The organism is Myxosarcina sp. GI1(2024), from assembly GCF_053543375.1.
Genome location: NZ_JBKGTY010000019.1, coordinates 28,703 through 51,174, shown reverse-complemented (window position 1 = coordinate 51,174; position 22,472 = coordinate 28,703). Strand labels below are relative to the sequence as shown.

At 41.4% G+C, this 22,472-nt stretch carries 29 protein-coding genes and 2 pseudogenes; 13 read left to right on the top strand and 18 right to left on the bottom strand.

The annotated features are described in order from the left end of the window. Window positions 1-33: 33 nt before the first annotated feature. Window positions 34-1,251 carry an AAA family ATPase gene (locus ACLFKQ_RS30180; RefSeq protein WP_449003297.1) on the bottom strand — a complete coding sequence of 406 codons (1,218 nt, stop codon included), beginning with the start codon at window positions 1,249-1,251 and terminating at the stop codon, window positions 34-36. Window positions 1,252-1,653: 402 nt separating this feature from the next. On the opposite strand from ACLFKQ_RS30180, the gene ACLFKQ_RS30175 reads away from it, so the two are divergent. Further along, a complete protein-coding gene (locus ACLFKQ_RS30175; RefSeq protein WP_449003296.1) occupies window positions 1,654-3,096 on the top strand; it encodes a cytochrome ubiquinol oxidase subunit I in 1,443 nt (480 codons plus the stop codon). Window positions 3,097-3,121: 25 nt separating this feature from the next. Next, window positions 3,122-4,135: a cytochrome d ubiquinol oxidase subunit II gene (gene cydB, locus ACLFKQ_RS30170; protein ID WP_449003295.1), complete on the top strand. Its 1,014-nt coding sequence runs from the start codon at window positions 3,122-3,124 to the stop codon at window positions 4,133-4,135. A gap of 17 nt (window positions 4,136-4,152) precedes the next feature. Here the strand turns inward: cydB and ACLFKQ_RS30165 are convergent, their stop codons facing one another. Continuing rightward, on the bottom strand, window positions 4,153-5,061 hold the full coding sequence (locus ACLFKQ_RS30165; RefSeq protein ID WP_449003294.1) for a UbiA family prenyltransferase: 909 nt from the start codon (window positions 5,059-5,061) through the stop codon (window positions 4,153-4,155). 262 nt (window positions 5,062-5,323) lie between these two features. On the opposite strand from ACLFKQ_RS30165, the gene psb34 reads away from it, so the two are divergent. Further along, window positions 5,324-5,494, top strand: coding sequence for a photosystem II assembly protein Psb34 (psb34, locus tag ACLFKQ_RS30160; RefSeq protein ID WP_449003293.1), 171 nt, complete (start codon window positions 5,324-5,326; stop codon window positions 5,492-5,494). Between the two features lie 177 nt (window positions 5,495-5,671). Next, window positions 5,672-6,790: pseudogene (gene dprA / locus ACLFKQ_RS30155) on the top strand (DNA-processing protein DprA). Window positions 6,791-6,794: 4 nt separating this feature from the next. Here the strand turns inward: dprA and ACLFKQ_RS30150 are convergent. Both ACLFKQ_RS30150 and ACLFKQ_RS30145 read right to left on the bottom strand, forming a co-directional pair. Further along, window positions 6,795-6,977, bottom strand: a complete 183-nt coding sequence (locus ACLFKQ_RS30150; RefSeq protein ID WP_449003292.1) for a hypothetical protein — start codon at window positions 6,975-6,977, stop codon at window positions 6,795-6,797. Window positions 6,978-7,137: 160 nt separating this feature from the next. Next, a complete protein-coding gene (locus ACLFKQ_RS30145) occupies window positions 7,138-7,617 on the bottom strand; it encodes a hypothetical protein (protein WP_449003291.1) in 480 nt (159 codons plus the stop codon). Between the two features lie 328 nt (window positions 7,618-7,945). Between ACLFKQ_RS30145 and ACLFKQ_RS30140 the strand changes: the two genes are divergently transcribed. The 3 genes from ACLFKQ_RS30140 to ACLFKQ_RS30130 all read left to right on the top strand — a co-directional run bounded on the left by ACLFKQ_RS30140 (window position 7,946) and on the right by ACLFKQ_RS30130 (window position 9,479). Then, window positions 7,946-8,383, top strand: coding sequence for a hypothetical protein (locus ACLFKQ_RS30140; RefSeq protein ID WP_449003290.1), 438 nt, complete (start codon window positions 7,946-7,948; stop codon window positions 8,381-8,383). 141 nt (window positions 8,384-8,524) lie between these two features. Next, entirely contained in the window at window positions 8,525-8,743 is a 219-nt protein-coding gene (locus tag ACLFKQ_RS30135; RefSeq protein ID WP_449003289.1) for a hypothetical protein, read from the top strand. A 238-nt stretch (window positions 8,744-8,981) separates the two neighbouring features. Next, the gene (locus ACLFKQ_RS30130; RefSeq protein WP_449003288.1) at window positions 8,982-9,479 is read left to right on the top strand and encodes a GNAT family N-acetyltransferase; all 498 of its coding nucleotides are present in this window, start codon (window positions 8,982-8,984) and stop codon (window positions 9,477-9,479) included. Window positions 9,480-9,886: 407 nt separating this feature from the next. Here the strand turns inward: ACLFKQ_RS30130 and ACLFKQ_RS30125 are convergent, their stop codons facing one another. Continuing rightward, window positions 9,887-11,098: an IS256 family transposase gene (locus ACLFKQ_RS30125; RefSeq protein WP_448998010.1), complete on the bottom strand. Its 1,212-nt coding sequence runs from the start codon at window positions 11,096-11,098 to the stop codon at window positions 9,887-9,889. A 48-nt stretch (window positions 11,099-11,146) separates the two neighbouring features. Between ACLFKQ_RS30125 and ACLFKQ_RS30120 the strand changes: the two genes are divergently transcribed. From ACLFKQ_RS30120 to ACLFKQ_RS30110, 3 genes are all read left to right on the top strand, one after another. Further along, window positions 11,147-12,436 carry a hypothetical protein gene (locus ACLFKQ_RS30120; protein WP_449003287.1) on the top strand — a complete coding sequence of 430 codons (1,290 nt, stop codon included), beginning with the start codon at window positions 11,147-11,149 and terminating at the stop codon, window positions 12,434-12,436. Beyond that, entirely contained in the window at window positions 12,436-12,558 is a 123-nt protein-coding gene (locus tag ACLFKQ_RS30115; protein WP_449003286.1) for a hypothetical protein, read from the top strand. The genes ACLFKQ_RS30120 and ACLFKQ_RS30115 overlap by 1 nt, the downstream gene beginning before the upstream one ends. 61 nt (window positions 12,559-12,619) lie before the next feature. Then, window positions 12,620-13,804: an FAD-binding domain gene (locus ACLFKQ_RS30110; protein ID WP_449003285.1), complete on the top strand. Its 1,185-nt coding sequence runs from the start codon at window positions 12,620-12,622 to the stop codon at window positions 13,802-13,804. Between the two features lie 105 nt (window positions 13,805-13,909). Here the strand turns inward: ACLFKQ_RS30110 and ACLFKQ_RS30105 are convergent, their stop codons facing one another. From ACLFKQ_RS30105 to ACLFKQ_RS30085, 5 genes are all read right to left on the bottom strand, one after another. Continuing rightward, on the bottom strand, window positions 13,910-14,230 hold the full coding sequence (locus tag ACLFKQ_RS30105) for a hypothetical protein (RefSeq protein WP_449003284.1): 321 nt from the start codon (window positions 14,228-14,230) through the stop codon (window positions 13,910-13,912). Window positions 14,231-14,316: 86 nt separating this feature from the next. Further along, window positions 14,317-14,676, bottom strand: a complete 360-nt coding sequence (locus ACLFKQ_RS30100) for a DUF6876 family protein (protein WP_449003283.1) — start codon at window positions 14,674-14,676, stop codon at window positions 14,317-14,319. A 202-nt stretch (window positions 14,677-14,878) separates the two neighbouring features. Next, window positions 14,879-15,028: a hypothetical protein gene (locus ACLFKQ_RS30095; RefSeq protein WP_449003282.1), complete on the bottom strand. Its 150-nt coding sequence runs from the start codon at window positions 15,026-15,028 to the stop codon at window positions 14,879-14,881. A gap of 47 nt (window positions 15,029-15,075) precedes the next feature. Beyond that, a complete protein-coding gene (locus ACLFKQ_RS30090) occupies window positions 15,076-15,297 on the bottom strand; it encodes a hypothetical protein (protein ID WP_449003281.1) in 222 nt (73 codons plus the stop codon). Window positions 15,298-15,374: 77 nt separating this feature from the next. Next, window positions 15,375-15,908 carry a siphovirus Gp157 family protein gene (locus ACLFKQ_RS30085; protein ID WP_449003280.1) on the bottom strand — a complete coding sequence of 178 codons (534 nt, stop codon included), beginning with the start codon at window positions 15,906-15,908 and terminating at the stop codon, window positions 15,375-15,377. A 128-nt stretch (window positions 15,909-16,036) separates the two neighbouring features. Here ACLFKQ_RS30085 and ACLFKQ_RS30080 point away from each other — a divergent pair, with 128 nt between their 5' ends. Then, entirely contained in the window at window positions 16,037-16,402 is a 366-nt protein-coding gene (locus ACLFKQ_RS30080; protein ID WP_449003279.1) for a hypothetical protein, read from the top strand. A 28-nt stretch (window positions 16,403-16,430) separates the two neighbouring features. Here the strand turns inward: ACLFKQ_RS30080 and ACLFKQ_RS30075 are convergent, their stop codons facing one another. Both ACLFKQ_RS30075 and ACLFKQ_RS30070 read right to left on the bottom strand, forming a co-directional pair. After that, entirely contained in the window at window positions 16,431-16,952 is a 522-nt protein-coding gene (locus tag ACLFKQ_RS30075; protein WP_449003278.1) for a hypothetical protein, read from the bottom strand. A 98-nt stretch (window positions 16,953-17,050) separates the two neighbouring features. Beyond that, complete coding sequence (locus ACLFKQ_RS30070) at window positions 17,051-17,491, bottom strand: hypothetical protein (RefSeq protein ID WP_449003277.1); 441 nt, start codon at window positions 17,489-17,491, stop codon at window positions 17,051-17,053. A gap of 414 nt (window positions 17,492-17,905) precedes the next feature. Here ACLFKQ_RS30070 and ACLFKQ_RS30065 point away from each other — a divergent pair. Beyond that, a pseudogene (locus ACLFKQ_RS30065) lies at window positions 17,906-19,176 on the top strand (IS701 family transposase). Here the strand turns inward: ACLFKQ_RS30065 and ACLFKQ_RS30060 are convergent. From ACLFKQ_RS30060 to ACLFKQ_RS30050, 3 genes are all read right to left on the bottom strand, one after another. After that, on the bottom strand, window positions 19,069-19,524 hold the full coding sequence (locus tag ACLFKQ_RS30060) for a hypothetical protein (protein WP_449003276.1): 456 nt from the start codon (window positions 19,522-19,524) through the stop codon (window positions 19,069-19,071). The pseudogene ACLFKQ_RS30065 and the gene ACLFKQ_RS30060 overlap by 108 nt on opposite strands. A 316-nt stretch (window positions 19,525-19,840) precedes the next feature. Next, entirely contained in the window at window positions 19,841-20,359 is a 519-nt protein-coding gene (locus ACLFKQ_RS30055) for a hypothetical protein (RefSeq protein WP_449003275.1), read from the bottom strand. Between the two features lie 38 nt (window positions 20,360-20,397). Continuing rightward, window positions 20,398-20,535 (bottom strand): hypothetical protein, encoded by a 138-nt coding sequence (locus ACLFKQ_RS30050; protein WP_449003274.1) that lies wholly within the window; start codon window positions 20,533-20,535, stop codon window positions 20,398-20,400. A gap of 30 nt (window positions 20,536-20,565) precedes the next feature. On the opposite strand from ACLFKQ_RS30050, the gene ACLFKQ_RS30045 reads away from it, so the two are divergent. Further along, window positions 20,566-20,700 (top strand): hypothetical protein, encoded by a 135-nt coding sequence (locus ACLFKQ_RS30045; protein WP_449003273.1) that lies wholly within the window; start codon window positions 20,566-20,568, stop codon window positions 20,698-20,700. A 6-nt stretch (window positions 20,701-20,706) separates the two neighbouring features. Here the strand turns inward: ACLFKQ_RS30045 and ACLFKQ_RS30040 are convergent, their stop codons facing one another. The 3 genes from ACLFKQ_RS30040 to ACLFKQ_RS30030 all read right to left on the bottom strand — a co-directional run bounded on the left by ACLFKQ_RS30040 (window position 20,707) and on the right by ACLFKQ_RS30030 (window position 22,439). After that, a complete protein-coding gene (locus ACLFKQ_RS30040; RefSeq protein WP_449003272.1) occupies window positions 20,707-21,018 on the bottom strand; it encodes a hypothetical protein in 312 nt (103 codons plus the stop codon). A gap of 93 nt (window positions 21,019-21,111) precedes the next feature. After that, window positions 21,112-21,603 carry a thermonuclease family protein gene (locus ACLFKQ_RS30035; protein WP_449003271.1) on the bottom strand — a complete coding sequence of 164 codons (492 nt, stop codon included), beginning with the start codon at window positions 21,601-21,603 and terminating at the stop codon, window positions 21,112-21,114. 95 nt (window positions 21,604-21,698) lie between these two features. Continuing rightward, on the bottom strand, window positions 21,699-22,439 hold the full coding sequence (locus ACLFKQ_RS30030) for a class I SAM-dependent methyltransferase (RefSeq protein WP_449003270.1): 741 nt from the start codon (window positions 22,437-22,439) through the stop codon (window positions 21,699-21,701). Window positions 22,440-22,472: the final 33 nt, after the last annotated feature.

Below are 22,472 nucleotides of genomic sequence, written 5' to 3'. Positions count from 1 at the left end.
TTATTTACGTTTGTTAAATACTACAAGTTTGTCTTAAGTTTTTGCAACATTACCGCATTCTGTAATTGCGGCGCAGCTTTTTGGCAGAGTATATTTCACAAATGATGGAGCAGTTAAAATTTTGCTTGCCAATACGCCTAATACCATAAGAGGTTCTCTCTTCATAAAGCTTTTAGTAACATTTATTTTGTTAATTAAATCCCTAACATTATTCAACCCTTGATTGGCAAACGGCTTCAAATCCGAAGGAATAATTAAATAGTCTGCTGTCAGTAAGGCAATTCTAGCAAACAAGTTTAAAGCAGGTGGAGTATCAATTAGTACAATATCGTATATTTTTTTTACCCTCTGAAGCTTTTCGTATAAAATATATTTACTATAATCTAAGTGAGTTAAATCAATTTCTTTACCCATTAAGCTAATGTGTGCAGGAATAACGTCAATCGATGGTTGACAAAAATCTTTTGTCTTTCTAACTATTTTCTCTATTTGATATAGCTCTGGAGAATTTAAAACATGAAATATATTGGAATCTCTTATATCATCATGAATTTCGTCATCGAACTTAATTAAACCATAGGCATAAGTAGTATTTGCCTGACCGTCTAAATCGATAACTAATACTCTTTTGCCTTGTTTGCTTAGTGCTGCAGCTAAATTAACTACAGTAGTAGTTTTCCCTACGCTGCCTTTGTTATGGTATACCGAAATGATTTTCATATTGTTTTCTTTGGGTTGCATTTTGGTTCCTCCTATTCGTTTGGTCTTAGTGAACTCAACAATCTTTGAACTTCCTAGTTTTTCTTTGCTTATATGAGATTTAATTTGTTCGATATTAGCATCGATATTTTTTCCGCTACATTGAAATAGAATTTCTGGTGGATTTAAGATTAGGCTTTTACCTACTTTTTGAGAAGGCGATCGCCTGTAAATTCTCAATTCTTTGCCATTGGTTAATACTCCATGTTCGACTTTGATAAGGTGCAAGTATTGATTTAATTTACGAACGTGATTATCTAAATTGGTTCTAGGACTTTTGGCTTCAATAATTAAGCATGAAGCTGGATTGAGTTTGTTATTACTCGAATTAATAGATTTATTGAAAACAAAAAAATCTAAGCGAATTTTTTTATAAGTTACCTCTTCATGCCAGTCATTAGGAGAATATCCTAGCTTGGGTAGTAAATAGTAAACTATAAGCTTACTTCTAACTTCAGACTCATTGCGACAATAATTAGGATTAAAATTCAAGACAATTTTACCTACGAAAAATTTAGCTGCAAATTTTTTACTCTACTATAAAGAGCGACTAGATTGCAGTTAAAAATAATAAATCTTCGTTAGTTTGTTTGAGAAATAAATCTAGTTTAGCCCGACTAAGATCGAATGTCACGGGCGATCGCACTCAACAATAAAGTTTAAAAAAGTTTAAATTGGTTTAATAGCTAATTTTTTAGATCTCAATAAATATAATTATGATTTGAAGTTACAAAGAATCTACAAAAATCAAAAATGCGATCGCGCTAACAATAAAGTTAAAAAAGAATTAATTTAATTGAAATGTTTCAAAACCGGCAGCAAGATTTTTAAGTTTTTTATACAATCTGGTGTAGAACTCAATAGATTTTCTGAAATTCACTTCGAGAAGTATTAATGGACTTTTTATCGAATCCGGTTACCCTGTCGCGGATGCAGTTTGCATTTACGGCAATCTTTCATATGTTGTGGCCAGTTCTGACTACGGGTATGGCAATCTATCTGATTGTAGTAGAAGGAATGTGGCTCAAGACTCGCAATCCCAATTATTACTACCATGCTCGTTTTTGGTCGAAAATCTACGTGCTCAATTTTGGTATTGGCGTAGCTACGGGCATCCCGATGGAATTTCAGTTCGGTACTAACTGGGCACCTTTTTCTCAGGTTACGGGTGATTTCTTCGGTGCCGTTTTGGGTTTTGAAGCGACGATGGCATTTATGCTGGAAGCTGGTTTTCTGGGAATTATGCTGTTTGGCTGGGAGAGAGTTCCCCCCGTAATGCACTATATTGCCACGATTATGGTGGCATTTGGAGCGAACTTGTCTATTTTCTGGATTTTAAGTGCGAACTCTTGGTTGCAAACCCCTGCGGGTGGGGAATTTGTTAACGGTCACTTCGTGGTTCAAGACTACTTTGAGGCAATTTTTAATCCGTTTATGCGCAATAGCGTCATCCATATGTTTATGGCAACCTTGGAGACATCTTTATTTGTCATTGGCGGAATTAGTGCTTGGTATATTTTAAATAAGCGCAACCATGAGTTTTTTAGCCTCTCCTTTAAAATCGTTCTAGCTGTGGCGATCGCCGTTACTCCCCTACAGATTTACATCGGACATTTAAGTGGCGAACAAGTCTATCACTATCAACCTACTAAATTAGCGGCAATGGAAGCTCAGTGGGAAACTATTCCTGCAGGAGAATCTCCTTCTTGGAGTGCGCTGGCGATCCCTAATGATAAGGCAGAAAAAAATGACTGGGAAGTTTCCATACCAGGATTGTTAAGCTACATCTTAGAAGTCAAGCCTCAACTTTCTGAACCCGTATACGGACTTAAAGAATGGCAGCCTGAAGATCGTCCCCATCAAATTGGCTTGGTCTACTATTCCTTTCGGGTTATGATTGCCATCGGCGTATTTCTAGCTGCTTTAATGGCAGTGACTACCTTACAATGGCTGCGGGGTAAACTTTCTCCAGAAAATATTGCTCGGCAAAAATGGTTGCTGAGAGTTTGGATGTTAGCTGCACCTTTAGGATATGTTGCGATCGAATCTGGTTGGATCGTCCGCTGTGTGGGTAGGCAGCCATGGGTAGTTTATGGCGAGGTACGTACTGTTGATGGGGTTTCCAATCTACCAGCAGGAGATGTTCTTACTTCTCTGACTGCATATATCGTTGTTTATTCACTACTGTTTATTGCCGCGCTTTATTTTGGTAGTCGCATTATTCGCAAAGGACCAAATTTAAACTTACCCATACCGGGTAAAGATGTTGCTTCTGACCTAGAAACTGAACCAGCGACTAAGATTCCCGATACTCGTCCTTTAGAAGCGCAACAGTAATTATAAATATCAAAAATCGCTAATTATGGAACCCCTACAGTATTTTCTCCCTCAAGTTTGGTTTGTAATTTTGGCTTTATTCCTGTTTCTTTACGTAATGCTCGACGGTTTTGACTTGGGAGTGGGCATTTTATCGATAACTAGCTCTACCGAAGAACGACGCGGTATTTTAATGACCAGTCTGAATAACGTTTGGGATGCTAATGAAACCTGGCTGGTATTAATGGGAGGCTCGTTATTTGGCGCGTTTCCCCTCGCTTATGGCACTATCTTGCAGGCTTTATATATCCCCATTTCTCTAATGGTGTTTGGATTAATTTTTCGGGCGGTAGCTTTTGAATTTCGCGAACACGCCAATCGTAAATGGTTCTGGAATTTGGCTTTTGGTATCGGTAGCTTTTTGGCAGCCACTGGACAGGGTTTTGCTTTGGGAGGAGTGTTAAAAGGTATTGCCGTTGATGAGTCGGGAATGTTTATCGGCAATACCTGGGATTGGTTGAATTGGCAATCGGTATTGATGGCTTTAACTTTGATTCAGGGCTATGTATTGATCGGTTCTACTTACTTGATTACTAAAACCGAGGGTGAACTACAAAATACTCACTATGTTACAGCTAGAATTGCTGCCATTACTACCTTAATTGGTGCGGTATTGATTACCATCACTACGCCAATTTTTTATGAAAGTGCTAGAGAGCGTCTATTTTCCGCGCCTTTGGTTTATGTTTTTGCCTTAATTCCTTTACTGGGCATTTTGCTCATCGGTTTGTTGCTGAGAAGTATCAGTCAACGTAAGGAGAGAAGTCCTGTTATCTGGACGATTTTACTGTTTTTGCTGACTTTTTTAGGACTGGGATTAATCGTATTTCCCTATATTATTCCTACAGAGATAACTATTTACGAAGCTTCGGCAAGTCTCAGTTCTTTGGTATTTATGATCGTTTTCATCGGCTTTTTGATTCCGATTATGCTGGCGTATAACATCTATCAATATATTGTTTTTGGAGGCAAAGTTACGGAACAAAATTACGGTGGTTGAACTACACAGTTTGAAATTCAAATAATAGCAGCGATCGCTTTTAACCCCCAATGGAATAAAATTGGTACGAATAAACAACCATCAATCCAGATGTTATAAAGCGATCGCGACATTTCTGGTTGCACTAACCAAATGTAGATAATGGTTATTTCTGTCGATACCAAGATTTCGGGATAATAGCTAATAGTATTTGTCTTCCAAGCAGCAAACATTACTAAAAGCATTAAAATATTCATTGCCGTTAAAACAATTCTCGTTCCTCTAACTCCTACCATCAAAGGTAAAGTAGTTACGCCTTTCTCTCGATCGGATTCAATATCTCGCAAGTCGAAAGTATGAGAATTAGAAACGATAAAGACAAACAGAAAGAGTGTAGTCAAGGCTGCTGTAAGATCGAATTGCCTTGCTGCATAAGCCATTGGTAAAGCTACCGCTGCATAGGTTAGGGTGCCGCCAACGATCCAAGCTTTAGATCCTGGAATATCTTTGAGGCGATACCATTTAATTTGCGAATCTTTCAACCAGGGAAATAGAGGTGTACCGTACAGCAAGGGAACGATACCCGCACAGCTAACATAACGAACTCTTACAGGCGCATCGTATAAAAGTAAGGCAGTAGCGATTATTGCCCCAATTAATAAGATAAAAATATATGGTTGGCGAAAAAAAGATTGCGCCTTGGCTTCGGGAATTTCCTGAACGTATGAATCAAAAATGCGATCTAGATTATAGGGAATGAGTCCCGTGCTAAAAATTAGGGCAATTGGTTTACAATTAAACTCCAACCCCATCATAATTTGGGCAAAAATTCCCAATGAAGCAATTGCTGCTACTACCCAAATGCTCGGATAGATAATTAGTTGAATAAAGCGGTCGTACAGCCAGGCTCGAAAGTTAGTTTGTTTCCCGAATAAAACGGTTTTCATGGTTAAAGGGCGAAAAGTGCGATCGGAAAAAACACTCGGTTCTACTCTAGCCTAGGAAACTTTACAAAATTTAACAATTTTTTGGAAAACTCAGGCGGTCAGTCTTTCAGAAGCAGATAGACTCCTGGCATCTTCTGAGCGCTCGAAACGTATGATAATCGCAGACCTTAGAAACCAAGAGAATTTTTATGTCAAGTCAAGTTTACAAAAATATAAACATTTGTTAAGATAATTTACAGAAACACAGGAGCAAAATTTAATTATGACTACTACTACAGACGAAAACGGAATTCTCAATAATTTTGCTAAGGAGCCTAAAGTGTACGTTGCAGAAAGCCCTTCACCTAAAGAGCAGCGTCGCTATGTAATAACAGGAGCCTTATCTGCTTTGCTGATTGCAGGATTTATTGCTGCCTCTTTTGCAATTAGTTAATGTATTCAATTAAATTAAATGAGTATCTTTCAATCAACCTCGCTTTGCCGAGGTTTTTTATTTGGCGATAGAGTACCCATAATATTCAATACCAATATAGGTTTCTGTAATCCTTGCTGTTGACTAAAGGCGGGGCTAAACTGGAAACGACCATTTACGATATCTGTTTTTACATTGATGCAAGAAAAACGAGCGTATTGGTTAGCTTGGTCGCAGATATCTGGTATAGGTGCAGTTTCGCTCAAACGAATTCAGCAACACTTTGGGTCTTTAAAAGATGCCTGGAATGCACCAATAGAAGCTTTTGGCTCGATAGAAGGATTAAATAGTAAAGCCATTAATGGCATCATCCGCGAGTGATCGCCAAACTTAACTCACCCCAAGCAGCTACTAGCAGAACATCTACGCCAAAATCCCCAATTTTGGACTCCAGACGATCCTGAATATCCTCGTCTGTTACAGGAAATTCCCAGTCCTCCACCCCTGCTTTATTATCTAGGGCAAATCCTACTCTCAGAAAATCAAGGTGCTAGACCCTTAATTGGCATAGTCGGCACTCGTTATCCTACCGAATACGGCAGGCGATGGACGGAGAAAATAACTACTACGCTGGTCAAACACGGTTTTGGTATCGTTTCCGGCATGGCTGCGGGTATCGATGCCGTAGCTCATCACAGTTGTTTGAAGGCAGGAGGCAGAACCATTGCCGTACTGGGTACCGAAGTAGATAAAATTTATCCCGAGAGCAATCGGCAACTTTACCAACAGATACGGGAAACAGGCTTACTGTTAAGCGAATATCCCGCCCAAACTAAACCAGAACGGGGAAACTTTCCCGCTCGCAACCGTATTATTGCAGGTTTGTGCAGAGCGGTACTGATTATGGAAGCTCCAATTAAGTCGGGTGCTTTAATTACTGCCAGTTTTGCTAATGATTTTTGTCGGGATGTTTACGTTTTACCAGGCTCTTTAGACACTCCTCAATCTATGGGTTGTTTGGATTTATTAAATCGGGGAGCGCAGGTTATTTTAAGTGAAGAGCATTTATTAGAGATGTTGGGTACGATGCCTCAACTCGATTTGTTAGAGCGAGCGCCAGTTAAGGAGCGTCCTCAACCACAACTGGAGCCAAAACTAAACCGCGTTTTTCAAGTCTTGAACGATGAGGCGATCGCCATAGATGCGATCGCCCAAAAAATTAGCTTAGATCCGGGTCAAATTTTAGCAGCCCTGTCTCAACTAGAAATTATGGATTTAGTAATTCAGTTGCCAGGAATGCGCTATCAAAGAAAATAAGCTACTATTGACGAGCGGGATAACGATAGATAATAAAAGGAGTTCTGCTTTGTTTCCGTCTGAGAATTGAAGTTAAACTATTAGGCTCTACATCGACATCAAACTGAAACACTTGTTCTTTAACTGACTGACGGGGTATTGAAGTAGGAGAAATTGGATAGCGTCTGATATATGCGGTGTAGTCCATACCGATTTCGTTATTAATGTAGTAAGCGCTGGCGATAGAGCTTAACTTTAGGGGAAGATTGTCTTCCCCAAGAAAATATACACCATCATCTAGCGCAAGCTCGGTAGCTAAGGGATCGGAGCCAATAACGTTACTATTATTGTTAATAATATTTAGTTGCTCATCGGTAGCAGGCTCGATGTCCGGCGATCGCTTCTCTTACTTCCTGATAGCGATAGATGGGGATATCTGCTCGTTTAATTCCTTTTAATCCTTTGACCCATTCTCGACCGTTCCAATGTTCTTGCCAGCGTTTGGGCTTACCTCCCTTGCCGTCATCGATGCGAATGACGCGGACAAGAGAATTGCCTTTGCGGTCTGGATACTCCCAAATTCGCTTCCGTGCGGGTCTGATGGGTTTTTCTGATTTTTCTACTATCAGTTTGTATTTTCTAGTCCCCTCATTATCTGTCCAAGGGGTTTCTTCCCATCCCATGGCTGCTGGAGCATTTCGTTTACAGACTCCGTAGGTATGCCCGTCTTCTCCTATGTACTCATAACACCATTTGTTCTCATTTTTCTTTCCACAGTGAGGACAGGGAGAGGGAAATATCAATCCTTTATAATTCTTTTTTTCTTGAGGAAAGATGCTTTGTGTCATAATTAAATTACTAGATTAATTAAATTACTAAAGTGAATGCCCGGAGCATTCACGTCCCCTATCTGCGTCAACAGGTAGGGGTTGTTTTTTTGGTAGAATCGACTTCACCGCTTGGCATTGTTGGCTCTGAGCAAGAGTTGATTTTTCGAGCGGGCAATTGTATCATCTACTTCAAAGATTTATTTGTAGTTTGTGTCTGAACAGTAGATGCTCTTGCCTCAGCTACACTAAAATGTGAGCCATCTACTAAACTGTTAATATTAACTCATAGTTGAATATAGTCAATCAAAATTAAACTATATTTTGATTTTTCTTTACGGAACTTAACATGATTCATCAATTGCTTCGGCAGACACAAGACCGTTATCGAATTACCAGCAAGGCTTTAGCCAAAAAGTCTGAGATTACCCCACAGCATCTTTCTGAGTTTCGCAATGGAAATAGCGAGCTTTCGACCAAAGTTTTGTGGCAGATGCTTCAGGCGCTGGAGGAACTCGCTCCTGGTTCGCGACGTTACTTTTGTTCTTTGCTAGCGGGAAAGAGTCAAGCTGGAGAGTTAGGCTCTTTCCGAGTCAAGGATTTAATTGCGGTTATGGAACCAGATGAGGTGGCAGAATTGTTAAATGCTAACATCGAGCTGGTAAGCATGGCGATTCCTTACCTTTCTGATGCAGACCGAGCGGACATTATGAGTGCGATTGCTCAATCTCTTCGGGAAGTCAAACAAAAGGCTCGGTTTACCCAAGAAGAGGTAAAAGCTAGTTAAAAATTATTAAATTCTCTTCAACAATCAAGACAGAGTTAAACCAACAAGACGAAAACGGTTGATATGTTAAATTAGGCTGTTAAAAAGATGGTCATGTAAATGGATAATAAAGATATAAAAGATATAAATTTGGAAAAAGTTATGACTTTAGCTAAGAAGCTGGATAAAGACTCTCAGGCAGCCTTAGTTAAAGAATTGATGGAAATCCAGGAAATGTCTATTTCTTTTGGTGGCTGTAACATTAGTACTGCCGAAGTGTTGGTTTATATCCAAAATACAGACACGAATGATATTGCCAATGTGGTTGATGCTTTGGCAGAGCGGATTAAGGGAAAGTCTGGGGATTTGAACTCTCGATGAATCTAATTTACCAGAGCATTTAAAGATAAAGAGCTTTAGAGTTTAAAACCCTCGAAAAGAACCACGAGCTTAAAGGAAAGTGGGAATAAGGCGGAAATAGAAGGTTGCAATAAGTAAAAATTATCAACAATTCGCCACAAAGAGGGACTATTCTCAGCTATTACTTCTCTTCTCCATTAACAATTAGTTGTTACTTATGAAGCCGAGAATCATAATCAGGAGCTAAACCGATGCCGATGTGAGCGCGATAACCGAGGTGACCGTCGCCGCGTTTAAGACCCTGGAGCTCAGCAATCACACAGAGCAGTTCATCATCAAGGCACTACGCGCCGCCAAAGCTCTCACGGTATCGCTCGTTGCAGAAGTAGATGATCGTGTAGTAGGTCATATTGCCTTCTCTCCCGTGACCATTTCGGACGGTACTCAGAACTGGTACGGTCTTGGACCTATTTCGGTGTTGCCAGCGTACCAGCGGCAGGGCATTGGCAAAGCCCTAATACGGGAAGGGCTGTCTCGGCTGAAAGATCTGAAGGCTCGAGGATGTTGTCTCGTAGGACATCCGGATTACTACAGGAAATTTGGATTTAAAAACATATCGGGGCTCGTGCTTGATAATGTTCCACAGGAAGTCTTATTCGCTCTGTCTTTCAACGGGCATACTCCCCAGGGTACCGTAACTTTTCACGAAGCATTCAAAGCCGATGACCGACAAGAGTATGTAGGCGATGCTTTATAGCGCCCCTGAGCCATGACGTTTGTTAGCTCGTCAGCTTAATTATTTCAAAGCGGGGTTATCGGTATTAAAGACAAAAAAAATATACGCTTAGTTGATAGTAAGAAACATAAGTAAATTTACTGTTCGGGATTTAATCAAGAGCATGTTACAAGGAAGAAAATGATCCATAATCCTGAACTTTCAACTTTCTGATCCAGCTATGGTAATAGCCATAAAGGAGATCTCGAGCCCATTTTTGAGTTGCCAAGTCGTGTTAGATAAGCTATGAAACAGATTTTGCTCCAAGTAACAGTTGCTAGTATAAATCAGCTAGGAACGGTTTTATTATATGTTTGGGCTATTGGGGCTGTAGGCATAATTGGGCTCGTTATTAATAGGATCTGTCAATAAGTTTGTGTCAAAGAAAGTTAAAGTGGAAGCCGTCCTTCAAACTCGATGGCAAATCGATTTAAAGCAGCTTTCCAATCCCGTAAAGGTCTAGTCCATCTCTGAGATAAGTTATTAATCGCAAGATAAATAACTTTGAGCGCAGCTTCATCTGTTGGAAAAATCCGATGATTCTTCAACACTTTTCTAAGAGTCATATTCATCGACTCGATCGCATTAGTGGTGTAAATAATGCGACGGATTTCTGGAGGAAACTGGAAAAACGGAATCACGTGCTGCCAGTGAGCCAGCCAAGACCTACTAATTGGGGCATAAGTGGAGTCCCACTTGTCAGCAAAAGTTATTAGTGCCTGTTCGGCTTCAGCTTCAGTAGCGGCAGTGTACACTCGTTTGAGGTCAGCGGCAACAGCTTTACGGTGTTTGTAGGAGACATAGCGTAGGGAGTTCCTGACCATGTGTACCATACATAACTGTACGCGGGTTTGCGTAAATACCGTTTCAATCGCTTCGGCGAAGCCCGTCAGACCATCGATACAAGCAATAAAGATATCCTTGACTCCACGATTCTTTAACTCAGTTAACACCGACAGCCAGAATTTTGCCGTTTCTGTCTGGGTCATCCACAGCCCCAATAACTCCTTATCGCCTTCGATGTTGATTCCCAGAGCTAGATGGACGGCTTTGTTGATGACTCTTCCCTCCTGTCTGACTTTGACGACCAAAGCATCAAAAAAGATAATTGGATACACTGCCTCTAGGCTGCGATTTTGCCACTGGAGTCGCTCTTCATGAACCGCATTGGTTACTTGAGATACCAGGGCTGGCGATACTTCTACTCCATAAAGGTCTTGTAGTTGGGCTTGGATATCACGAGTGGTCATTCCTCTCGCATACAGGGCGAGAATCTTGTCATCGAAGCCTGTAAAACGAGTTTGTCCTTTTTTGACCATCTGAGGCTCGAATTGGCGATCGCGATCGCGAGGCACGGCAAGTTCCGCTTCGCCAAACTCCCCCTTAATGGTTTTACGGCTGTGTCCGTTGCGTCGATTTTGTCGCTCTTTTTTGCCCCGCTCTGCCTTCTGAGTCTCTAGATGTACGTCTATTTCAGCTTCTAAACAACGCTCTACGAGTTTTTTGGTCAGTTGTTTGAGGATTCCTCCTTCTCCAATAAGGTCTTCTGGTTTTTCATAGTCTTTGAGCAGTTCATCAATTAACTCTGGTCGAAAGGTCATAGTCTCATTCCTCACATTAATTCTATTTATTAGAGTGTGTTTTGACCTTTGACACAATTTATTTTACATACCCTATTAAATATGATTGGATTACTGAGAGGTGTCAACCAACCTCTTACTTTAGAACCTAGAGCTAACTTAAGACAGTTACCAAAAGATGATGGACTCTATCAATCATTCTTAAGTATAGAAACTAAACCAATTGATGAAGCCTATAAAATTTGCTTGGGACAGCACCAATTGCTTTTAGTCAGTCGCTACTTACAAAAAATAGTCTTTTGTATTGGGTTAACCATAGTTCCAATTACCTACTTTATAAGTGAGTGGATCGGAAATAACAAGTTGGGAGATTCCATGTTGATTTTGATTGAGATCGCAATTCTCCCAATATCTTGGATAATTGCTTTTCTAGCCAGAGTGTATTCAATAATTTTCTTTGGGTTACTACTGACTTGGGGGATTTATGCTGTCAGCTTAAGTGGTCGTCTTCTTCCTGCTGATACGCTTTTGTTATTTTCAATCTTAGTTTATCTTATCAGCGTATGTTCAGTATTTATTGCCGACCATCAACAGAAAGATCGAGGGAATAACTCTAATCCCAACTTTTGGAGCCTAGTAGTATCTTCAATCTTTATAATATTTGCTTTAGGTGCGATGCGATCTGTCCTGCCCTTCGTCGGGTCATTTACAATTTTGCTCGTAGTACCTGCATTATTGGCGATTCGTCCTATGATTGGTTGCCTCGCTCCATTTATAGCAATTCCCGTACTCATTGTTTCAGCAATCGCCGAACGATATCTCTTCGTATTTTCAAATTATCTGCTTATTTCTTGTTTCTTTGGGCTTGATGTCGTTCTTCTTCTGCTTATACTTGTGTCTCCTCATAACATCAATAGATTACTAAACGAACTTTCCCAACGTCTTGCCATTGCTAAAGCAAACAATATACCTTTTCCCTGCAAAGTTTGCGGCTCTAGCATGGAATACATAAATAGCTCAGAGATTGATAATTACTTAAGCTATCCTCAACAGGTTGCTCGTTCCATTGATAGTATGCAATATTTGGCTTGGCGCTGTCCCCAATGTTATCAATCAGTACCAACAATCAATTTGCGCGGTTATATTCAGAGTCGAGGACGTAATAAATCAGGTCATTGGTTTGAGGACTGTCCTACTTGTCAGGAGCGAACAATGGTATGTCGCCAAACTCTTACAACAGAGTCTAATTCTAAGTTTGCGGGAATAAAGGTTAAAAGTAAAAATTTTAATGTTGAAAGAAACTGTGCTTGTTGCAACTTAGTAAATTCATATATCGCATCCGAGCATTACATTCATTGATGTACTCTCTGAATCAATTGCAAGAACCCGATATCTACAACTTTATGCTAGCTAGTAGGTTACTTTTTATCGAAGTAGCGATCGCCCGTAATGATAAGCGATCGCCACGAGCGGACAAATAATTTATGATCTAGAGGTCATCTGCGGCGGGTTAAGGGCAACGTTTAGTTGGGGGAGACACGTATGATAATTGCTATCAATGGGGTTGGGATCGCCGGTCCAACACTCGCTTTTTGGTTACTCAGGTCTGGTCATGAGGTTTTGCTGGTTGAAAAGGCACCGCAACTTCGCAGCGGTGGTTATGTAGTTGACTTTTGGGGCGTTGGATTTGATATCGCCGAGAAGATGGGACTCGTTCCCCAGTTGAGGAAACTCGGTTACCAAGTTCAGGAGGTCCGCCTCGTAGACGATCGTGGTTATAGACGCGGCGGTTTTTCCGCAGACGTTTTCAACCGGATGACCGATGGTCGCTTCACCAGCCTGCGGCGTTCTGACCTTTCAGCCACTATCTATGGCGCAATCGCAGGACAGGTAGAGACACTGTTTAATGATTCTATCGTGAGCATCGAACCACAGAGCGATCGCGTGTGTCTTAGCTTTGAGAATGGCACCTCACGACATGTCGATCTAGTCATTGGTGCTGACGGGCTGCATTCACGCATCCGAAGACTTGTTTTTGGACCCGAAGAACGATTTGAAGTTGCTCTTGGTTATCATGTTGCCGCTTTCGAAGTTGAAGGTTATCGACCGCGGAATGAATTGGTCTATGTCAGTCATGGGGTTCCAGGAAGACAGGTTTCCCGATTTTCCCTACGTGAGGATAGGACGCTCTTTCTTTTCGTTTTTCGCGAGCGGTATCTGAGCGAGAAAAACCCCTCGAATGATGATGAGCGCAAAGCAGCACTCAGAGAAGTGTTTGCTAATGTTGGCTGGGAATGCCCCCAAATTCTAGATGCGATGGAGAATGTCAACAATGTTTATTTCGACCGAGTCAGCCAAATTCGCATGGACAGATGGGCGAAGGAACGCACAGCGCTAATCGGTGATGCGGCCGCTTGTGTTTCCCTACTTGCTGGCGAGGGCACCGGGCTGGCAATGGCTGAGGCCTACGTACTTGCAGGAGAGTTACACCGTTGTCAGGGAGAACACGCAGCTGCCTTCGCCCGTTATCAATCCCTGATGATGCCATTCCTAGAACGAAAGCAGGAAGCGGCAGCCAGATTTGCCTCCACGTTCGCCCCGCAGACTGCTTTCGGCATTCACTTCCGCAATTTTGCTACTCGGCTATTGCGAATACCGTTCATTGCGGACTTCATTATGGGTCGGAATCTACGCGACGACATCACGCTTCCCAATTATGACTTTTAGTAATCACATCTTTTGACTTACTTCCACTACGAATAATTAACGAATAGTTACAGAGTATTGATGAGATTCACTCAAAGATGCCCAATCGATAGCAGCTTCATTAACTTACCTATTTTGATTTTCTAAGGCGTTGGCGATTCTTTCTAAAACGTTGTTTATCTCAACATTAGTACGAGAGAGATTAGCGACATTTTCAGCGATACCTGAGAGATTTTCTAGTGTAGTCACTCTGTCCTCATTCAATCCCCGCAGTATTTCATACATCACCGCTCTGTCTCTAGCTAACTCCGAGGTATTTCGAGCCAGTTCGCTACAGATGTTATAGAGTGCGTTGGTTTCTCTACGACTTTCAGCGATCGCATTACTATTAGAAGCGATCGCTTTAGCGTTAGACTGTAAGATTGCTTCTACTTCTTCTGGTGTCATTGTTCTGTACTTTTTCTCTGTATTTATTGTCTTCGATTTCTCCCCCGATGAAGAAGGAGAACTAAATATTTGTTTGGCTAACAATCTCAATACTCACTCGGCAGCATTAGGACTTTCTGAGTAAGATAAAATTCAATCTCTGGCAGAGGAAAATTTGTCCGTTCTATCTCCTGAGTGACTGCCACGTTTCCAGCATCTCGTTCGCAAATTAACATGGCGGAATTATTGTCGTTAACCTTCAGCTTCCAAAACTGAATTTGTCTTAGCATGGGATCGCGTTTAATCTTGGGGTCTAGTTGCCAGCCAGCGATCGCGTCGATTAGCCAATAAGCTTTTCCCTGTTTGGCGACGTACTGTACGCCATCCGTGTATAAAAGTCCGAGCCAATGCTTGTAGTATTTTGTCGTACCAGTAAATTGGTCTAGGTTAAATTGTTTGAGAGTCATTTGTATAATTAATTAGTTAGTAGTGAGTTTGTTTTTAGAATCTTTGCTGCTTGTTAATAGTCATTCATGGCTGAAACCTAAAATAAACTTCAAGCTTCAGCCGGAGGACTGTTTATTTATTTCCCTGTCTTCGTTCGTACACGGTGACGATGCGCTCTAAAGTTTCATCGTCGAATAGATGCAGTGCCTTATTTAGTTGCTGTCAGTCCTGCCACTTCTCTAAACAATAAGCATCATTTTCTAACTGTTGTTTAGTCCAGCCATCTTTTTGGAGGATTTCTCGACAGAATTCATAGAAATCAATGTGCCAATTGAGATTAGCTACTGCTTTTTGTAAAGTAATAACATTCATAGTTTTTATAGAGAATCAACTTCATAGTTACCGTAGGACTGATTGATTTAGAAAATGTCTTCATTCCATTTATTTTTATTAGTTAAATTTGATTTATTTACTTCAATAGTTAGTTCTCCGCTAGCTAGTTTGGCTTTAGTTTCATACCAACCAGAGAGATAGTAATAGTCATCTGATGCTGGGGTTTCTAAACTTAGAGCATCATTTTCACCATTGATATACTCAAACAAAGCAACTTCATCTCTCGAACTGAGTTGTAAGTAATCCATAACCTTTTAATTAGTTACTAAACTTCACTTACCCTCAGCACGAGACAGTAATTATTTAGTTTTTATCTATTTAGTTTTTATTTAATTCTGATTATCAAACTGGTTTCGGTTTCTCCCCAATCAGCCCAGGGAAAACCATTTTTACTAGTTTTCAAAGCTTGTTTGATGTCGTTGAGTTTAGCCTCGACTTTAATTCGCTGATATTCCTCTGGCAGTTCTGCTGCTGCTACTTTGAGGACTACTGGCTGTCTGGTTTGTTGATAGATGGTCGAGTATTTACCCTTGACTTTGCTTTCTCCTCTCTGCTGCATCGCTAGTAGGATGTATTGTTTTAACTTGTTGGCGGAATTAAGCTTACTAACCTGTCTGACTCTCAGCTCGTCAATCATCGATTTAACGGCTGCTGCTTCTTTCTCCAAGCATTTAGCGGCATAAGCAGCAGATTCTAGTTTTGCTTTCCAGTCTTGTTCTTTACCCAACCATTGCTGGAATAGCTGTTGAGAACGTTGGTCTTTTTCTGCTTCGGTTAATTCTTCACTGTTGGCAATCTCGGCGATCGCTTCTTCTAACTCGATGAGGTCTTGAGTTTTGTTCCAGAGGTTATCATTCATAGTTGTTGTTTCCTTTTAATTTATTTAATTTCACTAATTCCGAAGGACTGACTGACTTTTAACTTTTTGTTTACTTTCTTTATTTGGTTAACTGATACACTTGTATCGATGGATTGAGAGATATGGTGATGGAGAATTTAGAGAGTCAGATATGCGATCGCGTAGCTCAGAGTTGTGGTGAGACGGCAGCAGAGATTTTCGAGTTCTGTCAGTTGCAGATGGTTATAGTGCAGGGCAGTTCGGCATTACTGATTCACTGTCCTAATGTTTGGACGGCTGACCGACTTAGGGGATATCTCATAGGAAAGCTCGGTCAAACACTCCACGATCTGGGCATCGACCAAACCGTTCTCGATGATGGTGAAGGGATGAAATCTTACTATCAATGGGACACGACCAACTTCGTCTTCAAAGGTTATTTTGTCGATGGTGATTTAAACAAGCTGGCGATCGTTCCCATCCCTGACGATGAAGATCTGATGGACAGCATTTGATTAGCTGCCCATGTTATTAGTCAGTTAGTTAGAGATCGACATCTTCAGTTGCTGCTGGCAGTTCCAAGCTTTGCCGTTCGTTCATTCGGGCTGCATAGAGATTGTGTTGAGCGACGAAGCTTTTTAGCTCCTCAATTCGTTCTTTTTGGTTTTCTTCCCAATCAAACTCGACGGCATAGTAAGTGCCATTATCGCTAGAGCGTTTGCTCATCTCGGCACTGACAATACCCGTACCGATAGCAATACCTTGAATGCTCAGGTCTAGAGTTAGAGTGAAGAAGTTATCTAGAGATTCGGTCTTAAAGAGAATGTGACCGACAACATTATCTGGGTCTACAAAGATGACTTCTAGCCAACTTTGATAGGGATAGTTAAATAACTGTTCTTCAAAGGTACGGAAGCTGAGGATTTCTAGGTTGAGTTCGTTACCCACTATTTTCGATTCACCAATCTTAAATACACCAGCTTTACAGTCAGCACGATACTGACGGGGACGACCAGGGATATAAACAATGCCGTCCATCTTGGGAGGTTCGAAAGCATTAATCATGAGTTGTTTTTCTCCAAATTAATTACACAATTGCCGAAGGTTTTATTAGACTTTAAGTGCCAGATTTTTATTTCTCTGACACTTTTTATTAACTTTATTTATGCAGTTACTAATTCTTTAGATTTTTCGATATATTCTTTTAAAGATGAATAATTGAGATAGCTCAATACCGAATAACAATGTTTGCAGCAAGCTTTACCTAAAATCTCTTTTTGATTTATCCAATCATCGCAGTTACAAACCAACTCTTGGGGATGAACGCTTACCTGATAGCGAGTATCTTTGTAGGGATTATGGACGGTAAACAGTTCTTGGCTGTAGATATGAGGCGTAGCCTCTAATGCACGACTTCTAGCTCTGCGCCAGTCGGCAAAATGCTGACGAAACTCTTTTTTAGAAATAAATTTAGCTTTCTGGTCGTAAATTTTAACTAGAACGACTTTATGCCAGATTTCTATCTCTTTAATCAGAGAGCGATCGAGTTTTAAAATCCTGGCAGCAGCAGCTTTAGAGTAAACAAAGTTTTGTGCAGTAATCATTTATTTTTTGTTGAATAAACTTCACTGCTACCGAAGGACTCTTATTTAACTTTTTCTTTTTTTATTTATTCTTTTTTTCTTTTGTTGTTGTTAATTAATCAATTCAGATGATGCGATCGCGCTTGACCGATTCCGCTTTACATAGTTGGGTGGGTGATGGGCTGGAAGTGAGGAGTGGTGGGGCTTGTCCCTGCCCGACGAACGACCTTTTAAAAAGCAAAATAAAAATTGATAAAACCTGGAGCTAGAGATAGCCCCAGGCTGAATGATTAACGATTATACCGTTGTGCCGAACGCTGGCGATTTAGTTCGAGTAAATCTTCTAACGGTACTTAAACAATTTAAACAGACAAAATAAGATAGAATACCTTTGCTGATTAACTTTAACATTATTCTAAAGCCCGATCGCACTTTATGAAAGAAACTACTCCCGCAGCCATGCCTCCCTGTTTCGATAGATGAGATGGTGTCAAAAGTTTGATGATTTACTGAGAACTAAAGCGCAAAAAAGGGAATTCAGACATTATTTAGGAGGATTATTAGGGGAAAGTGAGCGAAAAAATGTATCTCAAATGGCTAAAGACGCAGTAGAGGTCACATACCACAAATTACACCATTTCTTAACTGAAGCAACTTGGTCAGCGAACAAGATAAATGAACGTCGCTTAGAAGTGATGAACAAGTGTAATCAAACGAGAATCAGTAAGGGATTTAGTCTAATTGTTGATGACTCTGGGCATAGAAAAAGTGGTAACTTTACCGCAGCAGTAGGTCGTCAATATATTGGGGAAATTGGGAAAACAGATAATGGCAATGTTGTAGTAACAACTCATCTATATGATGGCCAAAAAAGCTTACCTTTAGACATAGAACTATATCAACATGGTAATTCGTTGCCCGAAGGAAAGAAAGACAGAGAATTCAAGAAAAAACCCACCTTAGCCTTAGAATTAATCGATAAAAGTTTGAAGAGGGGATATCGACCAGGACTAGTATTAATAGATTCGTCCTATGGTAACAACACAACTGTTTTACTCGAACTGGAAAAAAAGAAATTAAAGTATATAGGAGGAATCGCTAAAAATCGTAATATTTTGGTTAAAACTCCATCAAATCAATTAGAAAAAATCAGAGTAGATGAATATGCTCAATGGTTATCTGATGAGGAATTTAAGGAGATTCAAATCCAGGGTGAAAAACCTAGAACCGTCTGGGTAGCAATAATAGAAGCAGAAATATCAAGGCTAGAAGGAATCAGAAAAATAGCTATCGTCATGAGTGCACCAATCTTTGAAGATGCTGAAGATATTGACTACTTACTCACAAATGTTGAGGGAGAAATAGTAACCGAGCAATGGATAGTTCAAACTTATGCTCAGAGAAACTGGATAGAAGTTTTCTATCGAGAAGCCAAGGGATGGTTAGGATTAAAAGAGTATCAAGTTAGAGATAAGAAGAGTTTGGAAAGACATTTTATTCTAGTTTTTTGTGCCTATACTTTTATCCTTTGGCATAAGCTTACTGGAGGTTTAAGAAGACGTTGGGCGAACAAACCTTTGGAGACATTTCCTGAAGCATTAGAAGCTTTTCGTACAGGTATATCTTATCGTTTTGTCCAATGGTTGAACCAAAATCGCGACGTATTCGTAGCTTATAAAGCTAGTTTGGGCTTTGTTTGGGCTTGATTTTTGTTTAAGTACCGCTAAACTCATGCGAAACCTAGTCTGAGCAAACTCTACCATCTCTTCTAAAGTCGCTTTGATAAAAGCGCGATCGTATTCTTCTTGGAACTCATCCCAAGCTTCTGAATAAAGCTGCTGAACATCTTGTGGGTCGAATTCACCAGGAGCAATTGGTTCGATTGCACCGCAGTCTAGAGCATCTGTAAAGATGCGACTTTTGCTATCATCCCAAATTTTAAAGCGCAGCGTGTAGAACACTGCCTGCCATTTACGAAAGGCAGCTTGCTGCTCTCTATGTTTATAAGTAGGAACTTGAAATTTAGAAGATAAAGCATTGTGATTGATAGGCATGATAGGAAACTCCTTAAAAATAAAAAAACAATTTACGCCCTTCAAGGAACGAAGCGAGTCAAGGGTCTGCCGTTAGGCAAATTTTCCACTTCCAATGGGGTGTGGGGAAACCCCACATTAATAACCAAATTTCCCTTGACCGCGTAGTTACAATAGAAAACCTGTTGTTGTGCGCCGCAGGCACCACCTCAGCCGTCACCCCAAGGGGGACGATAGGCGCAGGGGGGTAATGAAAGACACCACGCGAAGCGACCACTTCTACTCATGCGATCGCAAACAATAGATAATAAAGGGGGCAAAGCCCCCGAAAGGAAAACTAGAAAGGCACAGACACCCACCAGCCACCACCAACAGCAACCAAACCCCAAGAGGCAGGAACGGAAACACCAGCAGGCAGCCAGACACAGCAGGGAACGCCCAGACCGAGAGCAAACGCCAGGGAAGCCCACGAACCAGAACCCAAACCACAGAAACAAGCCGAGGAAGAAGCAGCAGGCACCAAACCCACAGGACAGGGACGACCGGGGAAAGAGAACAACACCCCACCAGCCGACGACAACCGCCGCACGAACCGCACCGAACGAGCCGCAAAAGCACCGCGACCAGAACCAGACACCCGAAACACGCAAGCAGAAGGGAAACGAGAACGCACCGCACCGTCAACGTCCCGCGCACAACCAACGAACACGGGACAGCCAGCAGGCACGGCAGACACAACCGCAAACAGAGCCGCAGGCACCAGGGAACGAGAACCAGAAAAACCAACCACAGACGCACCAGACAGAGCCGAGGAAACGGCAACGGGAAGAGAAACAGAAACAGCAGAAACAGACACGGGCAGCACCCCCAAAAAACGAAAAAAGAACGCCCTTTTCAATGCGGCAGGGTAGCGAAGTCATAGGGCAAGGCAGGAAAAATATAATCTGCGATCGCGACCACATAAATTCTTCCTGCCGCAGTGTATTTACCCTTGACGAGCGTTTCGGGGTCTGGGGTGTCCCCAGATAACAACTGCGTAGCAACACTATCCCTGCCGCAATAATGGGATGGCTGAAATTCGACACTAGGACAAAATCCGAACAGCGTTCGCTGTCTGCCCCTTGGGGGGCAATGGGGGGATTTGAGCGCGACAGCCCGCGAAGCGACGATATCAATACTGCGATCGCTAACAAATAAAGAAAGTTAAGCTCTAAATTCGATGATTTTGAAACTCCAAAAAACTCCCAAACCAATTACTAGATAAGCCAAAATTATCAGAGAAGGAGTAAGTCTCGCCAGGATTTCTTCTGAATCTGAAAATCCCGCAATGCCCACCAGAAAATAAGCAGCAAAACTAATTACAATCCAGACCAACAATAATGCGCTCGAGAGCGAAAGTGGTACGAGCCGATTGGAAGTAAGTTTTAAAACCGTGATGTAAAGACCGAATAGTATGTTTCCTATGAAGGCTAAAATCCCCACAGCTAAAGCTATTAAGTGTATGAGCCGAAACATAACTAATAAACACGATTTATCTCGTTGATGCTTCTACTGTACATCATTACCAACTACCATCAACGGTTCTTAACTAAGGCGATCGCTACTCTCTCAACGCTGCCAAATACCCAACTTATCATCTTTAGCCGCTTCTGCTGCCCATCCCAATGCTTCATCGCTACGACAGTGACCAGAACTTCGTTTATCGTGTCTAGCCATGCCCTCTTGTACCATCCAAGTATTCAGGTGAAGCTGCCTCTCGAAATTCGGCTTTAATAACACCCAGGCTTCAAATGCTCCTTCTCTTTCTTCAAGCTGAACCGTACCATCACCTCTATCTATCAGCGATTTCAAGTAATCTCTAGCTTCATCTCCTGCTGCCGTTATGCCACATAGCTTAATGGTTTTAGTTTCATCATCACGAGCCACAGTAAAGCTTTCGCCCGTCATCACCTCATCTACTCTCCAAGGGTTGTAGTTAACAGATTTAGATTTATACTTCAACCACGAATCAGCACCAATCGAAACTAGAGCGATCACCGAAAACAGAAAAATTAAAAGCTTACGATAGCGGAGATAGAAGAGAAATAGCTTGGCTTTCATCGACTGGGATAGAACGTTTGTCTTAGTTTTCCCCAAGTCAAAGCCCAGTCAAACAGAATCATCCCGATTGAATCAGAGCATTTAAGTGATTGAGATTAAAAACTAACTTGCCAAATCTCAAACAACTCACCAGACAGGCTTTTGACAATTTTTCCTCCAGCTTGACGTACTAAACTGCGCCACTCACCCAGAGGCGTTAAGAAAACTTCCGCACCTAGATAAGTTTCTAAAATCGCCCAGTCTTCAGCTAGAGGTTGGTCCGGAGCGAGCGCATCAAAAATCAAGATGCCTCCAGGTTTTAGCACCCGTTTGACTTCAGCCATCACTCGCTCCCAATAATCGAGGGGGTAGTAACAACTCCATCCTGTCGCCAGTACACCATCAAACTGACCGTCTTCGTAGGCGAGTAAATGACCAGCACCTAACTTCACCCCCCGAAACAATTTAGAATTTAGCTGTGGTGCGCGACTCATCAGGATATCTCGCGCTGTTCTACTCACTTCCTGTCCGGAGAAAAAAGCACCCCATTCGTTCCAGGGATAAATCAAAAAACTCAAGCCACAACCGATGTCCAACCAAGCTTGCTTGTTCATGGGAGTTTTTAATTCCCAAAATCTAGAACTAACCCGGTCTTGAAGGCTTCCCATCTGCCATTCGTCATAAATAGCAAGAGCTTTAATTTCTGCGGGTAAAGCCAAATTTTCTTGACGATATTCGCGTTCGAATCTCTGAGTGGTATTTTCCATTGCAGTTTGCCAGTCTCCACGATTGCTTGAGAATCCGGCTTGAGAAGACCCTAAATTTTGTCCTTGGAAGTCTGATTTGTGCTTTGCCAATATCTCTATTTCCTAAAGGTAAATGCTGTCTTA

What these genes read in the sequence shown, in the direction of transcription:
- ACLFKQ_RS30175 (WP_449003296.1), top strand. Translation starts at nt 1,654, where the DNA reads ATGGACTTTTTATCGAATCCGGTTACCCTGTCGCGGATGCAGTTTGCA.
- ACLFKQ_RS30095 (WP_449003282.1), bottom strand. Translation starts at nt 15,028, where the DNA reads ATGAATGTTATTACTTTACAAAAAGCAGTAGCTAATCTCAATTGGCAC.
- ACLFKQ_RS30100 (WP_449003283.1), bottom strand. Translation starts at nt 14,676, where the DNA reads ATGACTCTCAAACAATTTAACCTAGACCAATTTACTGGTACGACAAAA.
- ACLFKQ_RS30085 (WP_449003280.1), bottom strand. Translation starts at nt 15,908, where the DNA reads ATGAATGATAACCTCTGGAACAAAACTCAAGACCTCATCGAGTTAGAA.
- ACLFKQ_RS30105 (WP_449003284.1), bottom strand. Translation starts at nt 14,230, where the DNA reads ATGACACCAGAAGAAGTAGAAGCAATCTTACAGTCTAACGCTAAAGCG.
- ACLFKQ_RS30035 (WP_449003271.1), bottom strand. Translation starts at nt 21,603, where the DNA reads ATGAAAGCCAAGCTATTTCTCTTCTATCTCCGCTATCGTAAGCTTTTA.
- cydB (WP_449003295.1), top strand. Translation starts at nt 3,122, where the DNA reads ATGGAACCCCTACAGTATTTTCTCCCTCAAGTTTGGTTTGTAATTTTG.
- ACLFKQ_RS30090 (WP_449003281.1), bottom strand. Translation starts at nt 15,297, where the DNA reads ATGGATTACTTACAACTCAGTTCGAGAGATGAAGTTGCTTTGTTTGAG.
- ACLFKQ_RS30080 (WP_449003279.1), top strand. Translation starts at nt 16,037, where the DNA reads ATGGAGAATTTAGAGAGTCAGATATGCGATCGCGTAGCTCAGAGTTGT.
- ACLFKQ_RS30110 (WP_449003285.1), top strand. Translation starts at nt 12,620, where the DNA reads ATGATAATTGCTATCAATGGGGTTGGGATCGCCGGTCCAACACTCGCT.
- ACLFKQ_RS30140 (WP_449003290.1), top strand. Translation starts at nt 7,946, where the DNA reads ATGATTCATCAATTGCTTCGGCAGACACAAGACCGTTATCGAATTACC.
- ACLFKQ_RS30150 (WP_449003292.1), bottom strand. Translation starts at nt 6,977, where the DNA reads ATGGACTACACCGCATATATCAGACGCTATCCAATTTCTCCTACTTCA.
- ACLFKQ_RS30135 (WP_449003289.1), top strand. Translation starts at nt 8,525, where the DNA reads ATGACTTTAGCTAAGAAGCTGGATAAAGACTCTCAGGCAGCCTTAGTT.
- ACLFKQ_RS30040 (WP_449003272.1), bottom strand. Translation starts at nt 21,018, where the DNA reads ATGTTTCGGCTCATACACTTAATAGCTTTAGCTGTGGGGATTTTAGCC.
- ACLFKQ_RS30045 (WP_449003273.1), top strand. Translation starts at nt 20,566, where the DNA reads ATGGGATGGCTGAAATTCGACACTAGGACAAAATCCGAACAGCGTTCG.
- ACLFKQ_RS30070 (WP_449003277.1), bottom strand. Translation starts at nt 17,491, where the DNA reads ATGATTACTGCACAAAACTTTGTTTACTCTAAAGCTGCTGCTGCCAGG.
- ACLFKQ_RS30060 (WP_449003276.1), bottom strand. Translation starts at nt 19,524, where the DNA reads ATGCCTATCAATCACAATGCTTTATCTTCTAAATTTCAAGTTCCTACT.
- ACLFKQ_RS30115 (WP_449003286.1), top strand. Translation starts at nt 12,436, where the DNA reads ATGTACTCTCTGAATCAATTGCAAGAACCCGATATCTACAACTTTATG.
- ACLFKQ_RS30125 (WP_448998010.1), bottom strand. Translation starts at nt 11,098, where the DNA reads ATGACCTTTCGACCAGAGTTAATTGATGAACTGCTCAAAGACTATGAA.
- ACLFKQ_RS30165 (WP_449003294.1), bottom strand. Translation starts at nt 5,061, where the DNA reads ATGAAAACCGTTTTATTCGGGAAACAAACTAACTTTCGAGCCTGGCTG.
- psb34 (WP_449003293.1), top strand. Translation starts at nt 5,324, where the DNA reads ATGACTACTACTACAGACGAAAACGGAATTCTCAATAATTTTGCTAAG.
- ACLFKQ_RS30145 (WP_449003291.1), bottom strand. Translation starts at nt 7,617, where the DNA reads ATGACACAAAGCATCTTTCCTCAAGAAAAAAAGAATTATAAAGGATTG.
- ACLFKQ_RS30075 (WP_449003278.1), bottom strand. Translation starts at nt 16,952, where the DNA reads ATGATTAATGCTTTCGAACCTCCCAAGATGGACGGCATTGTTTATATC.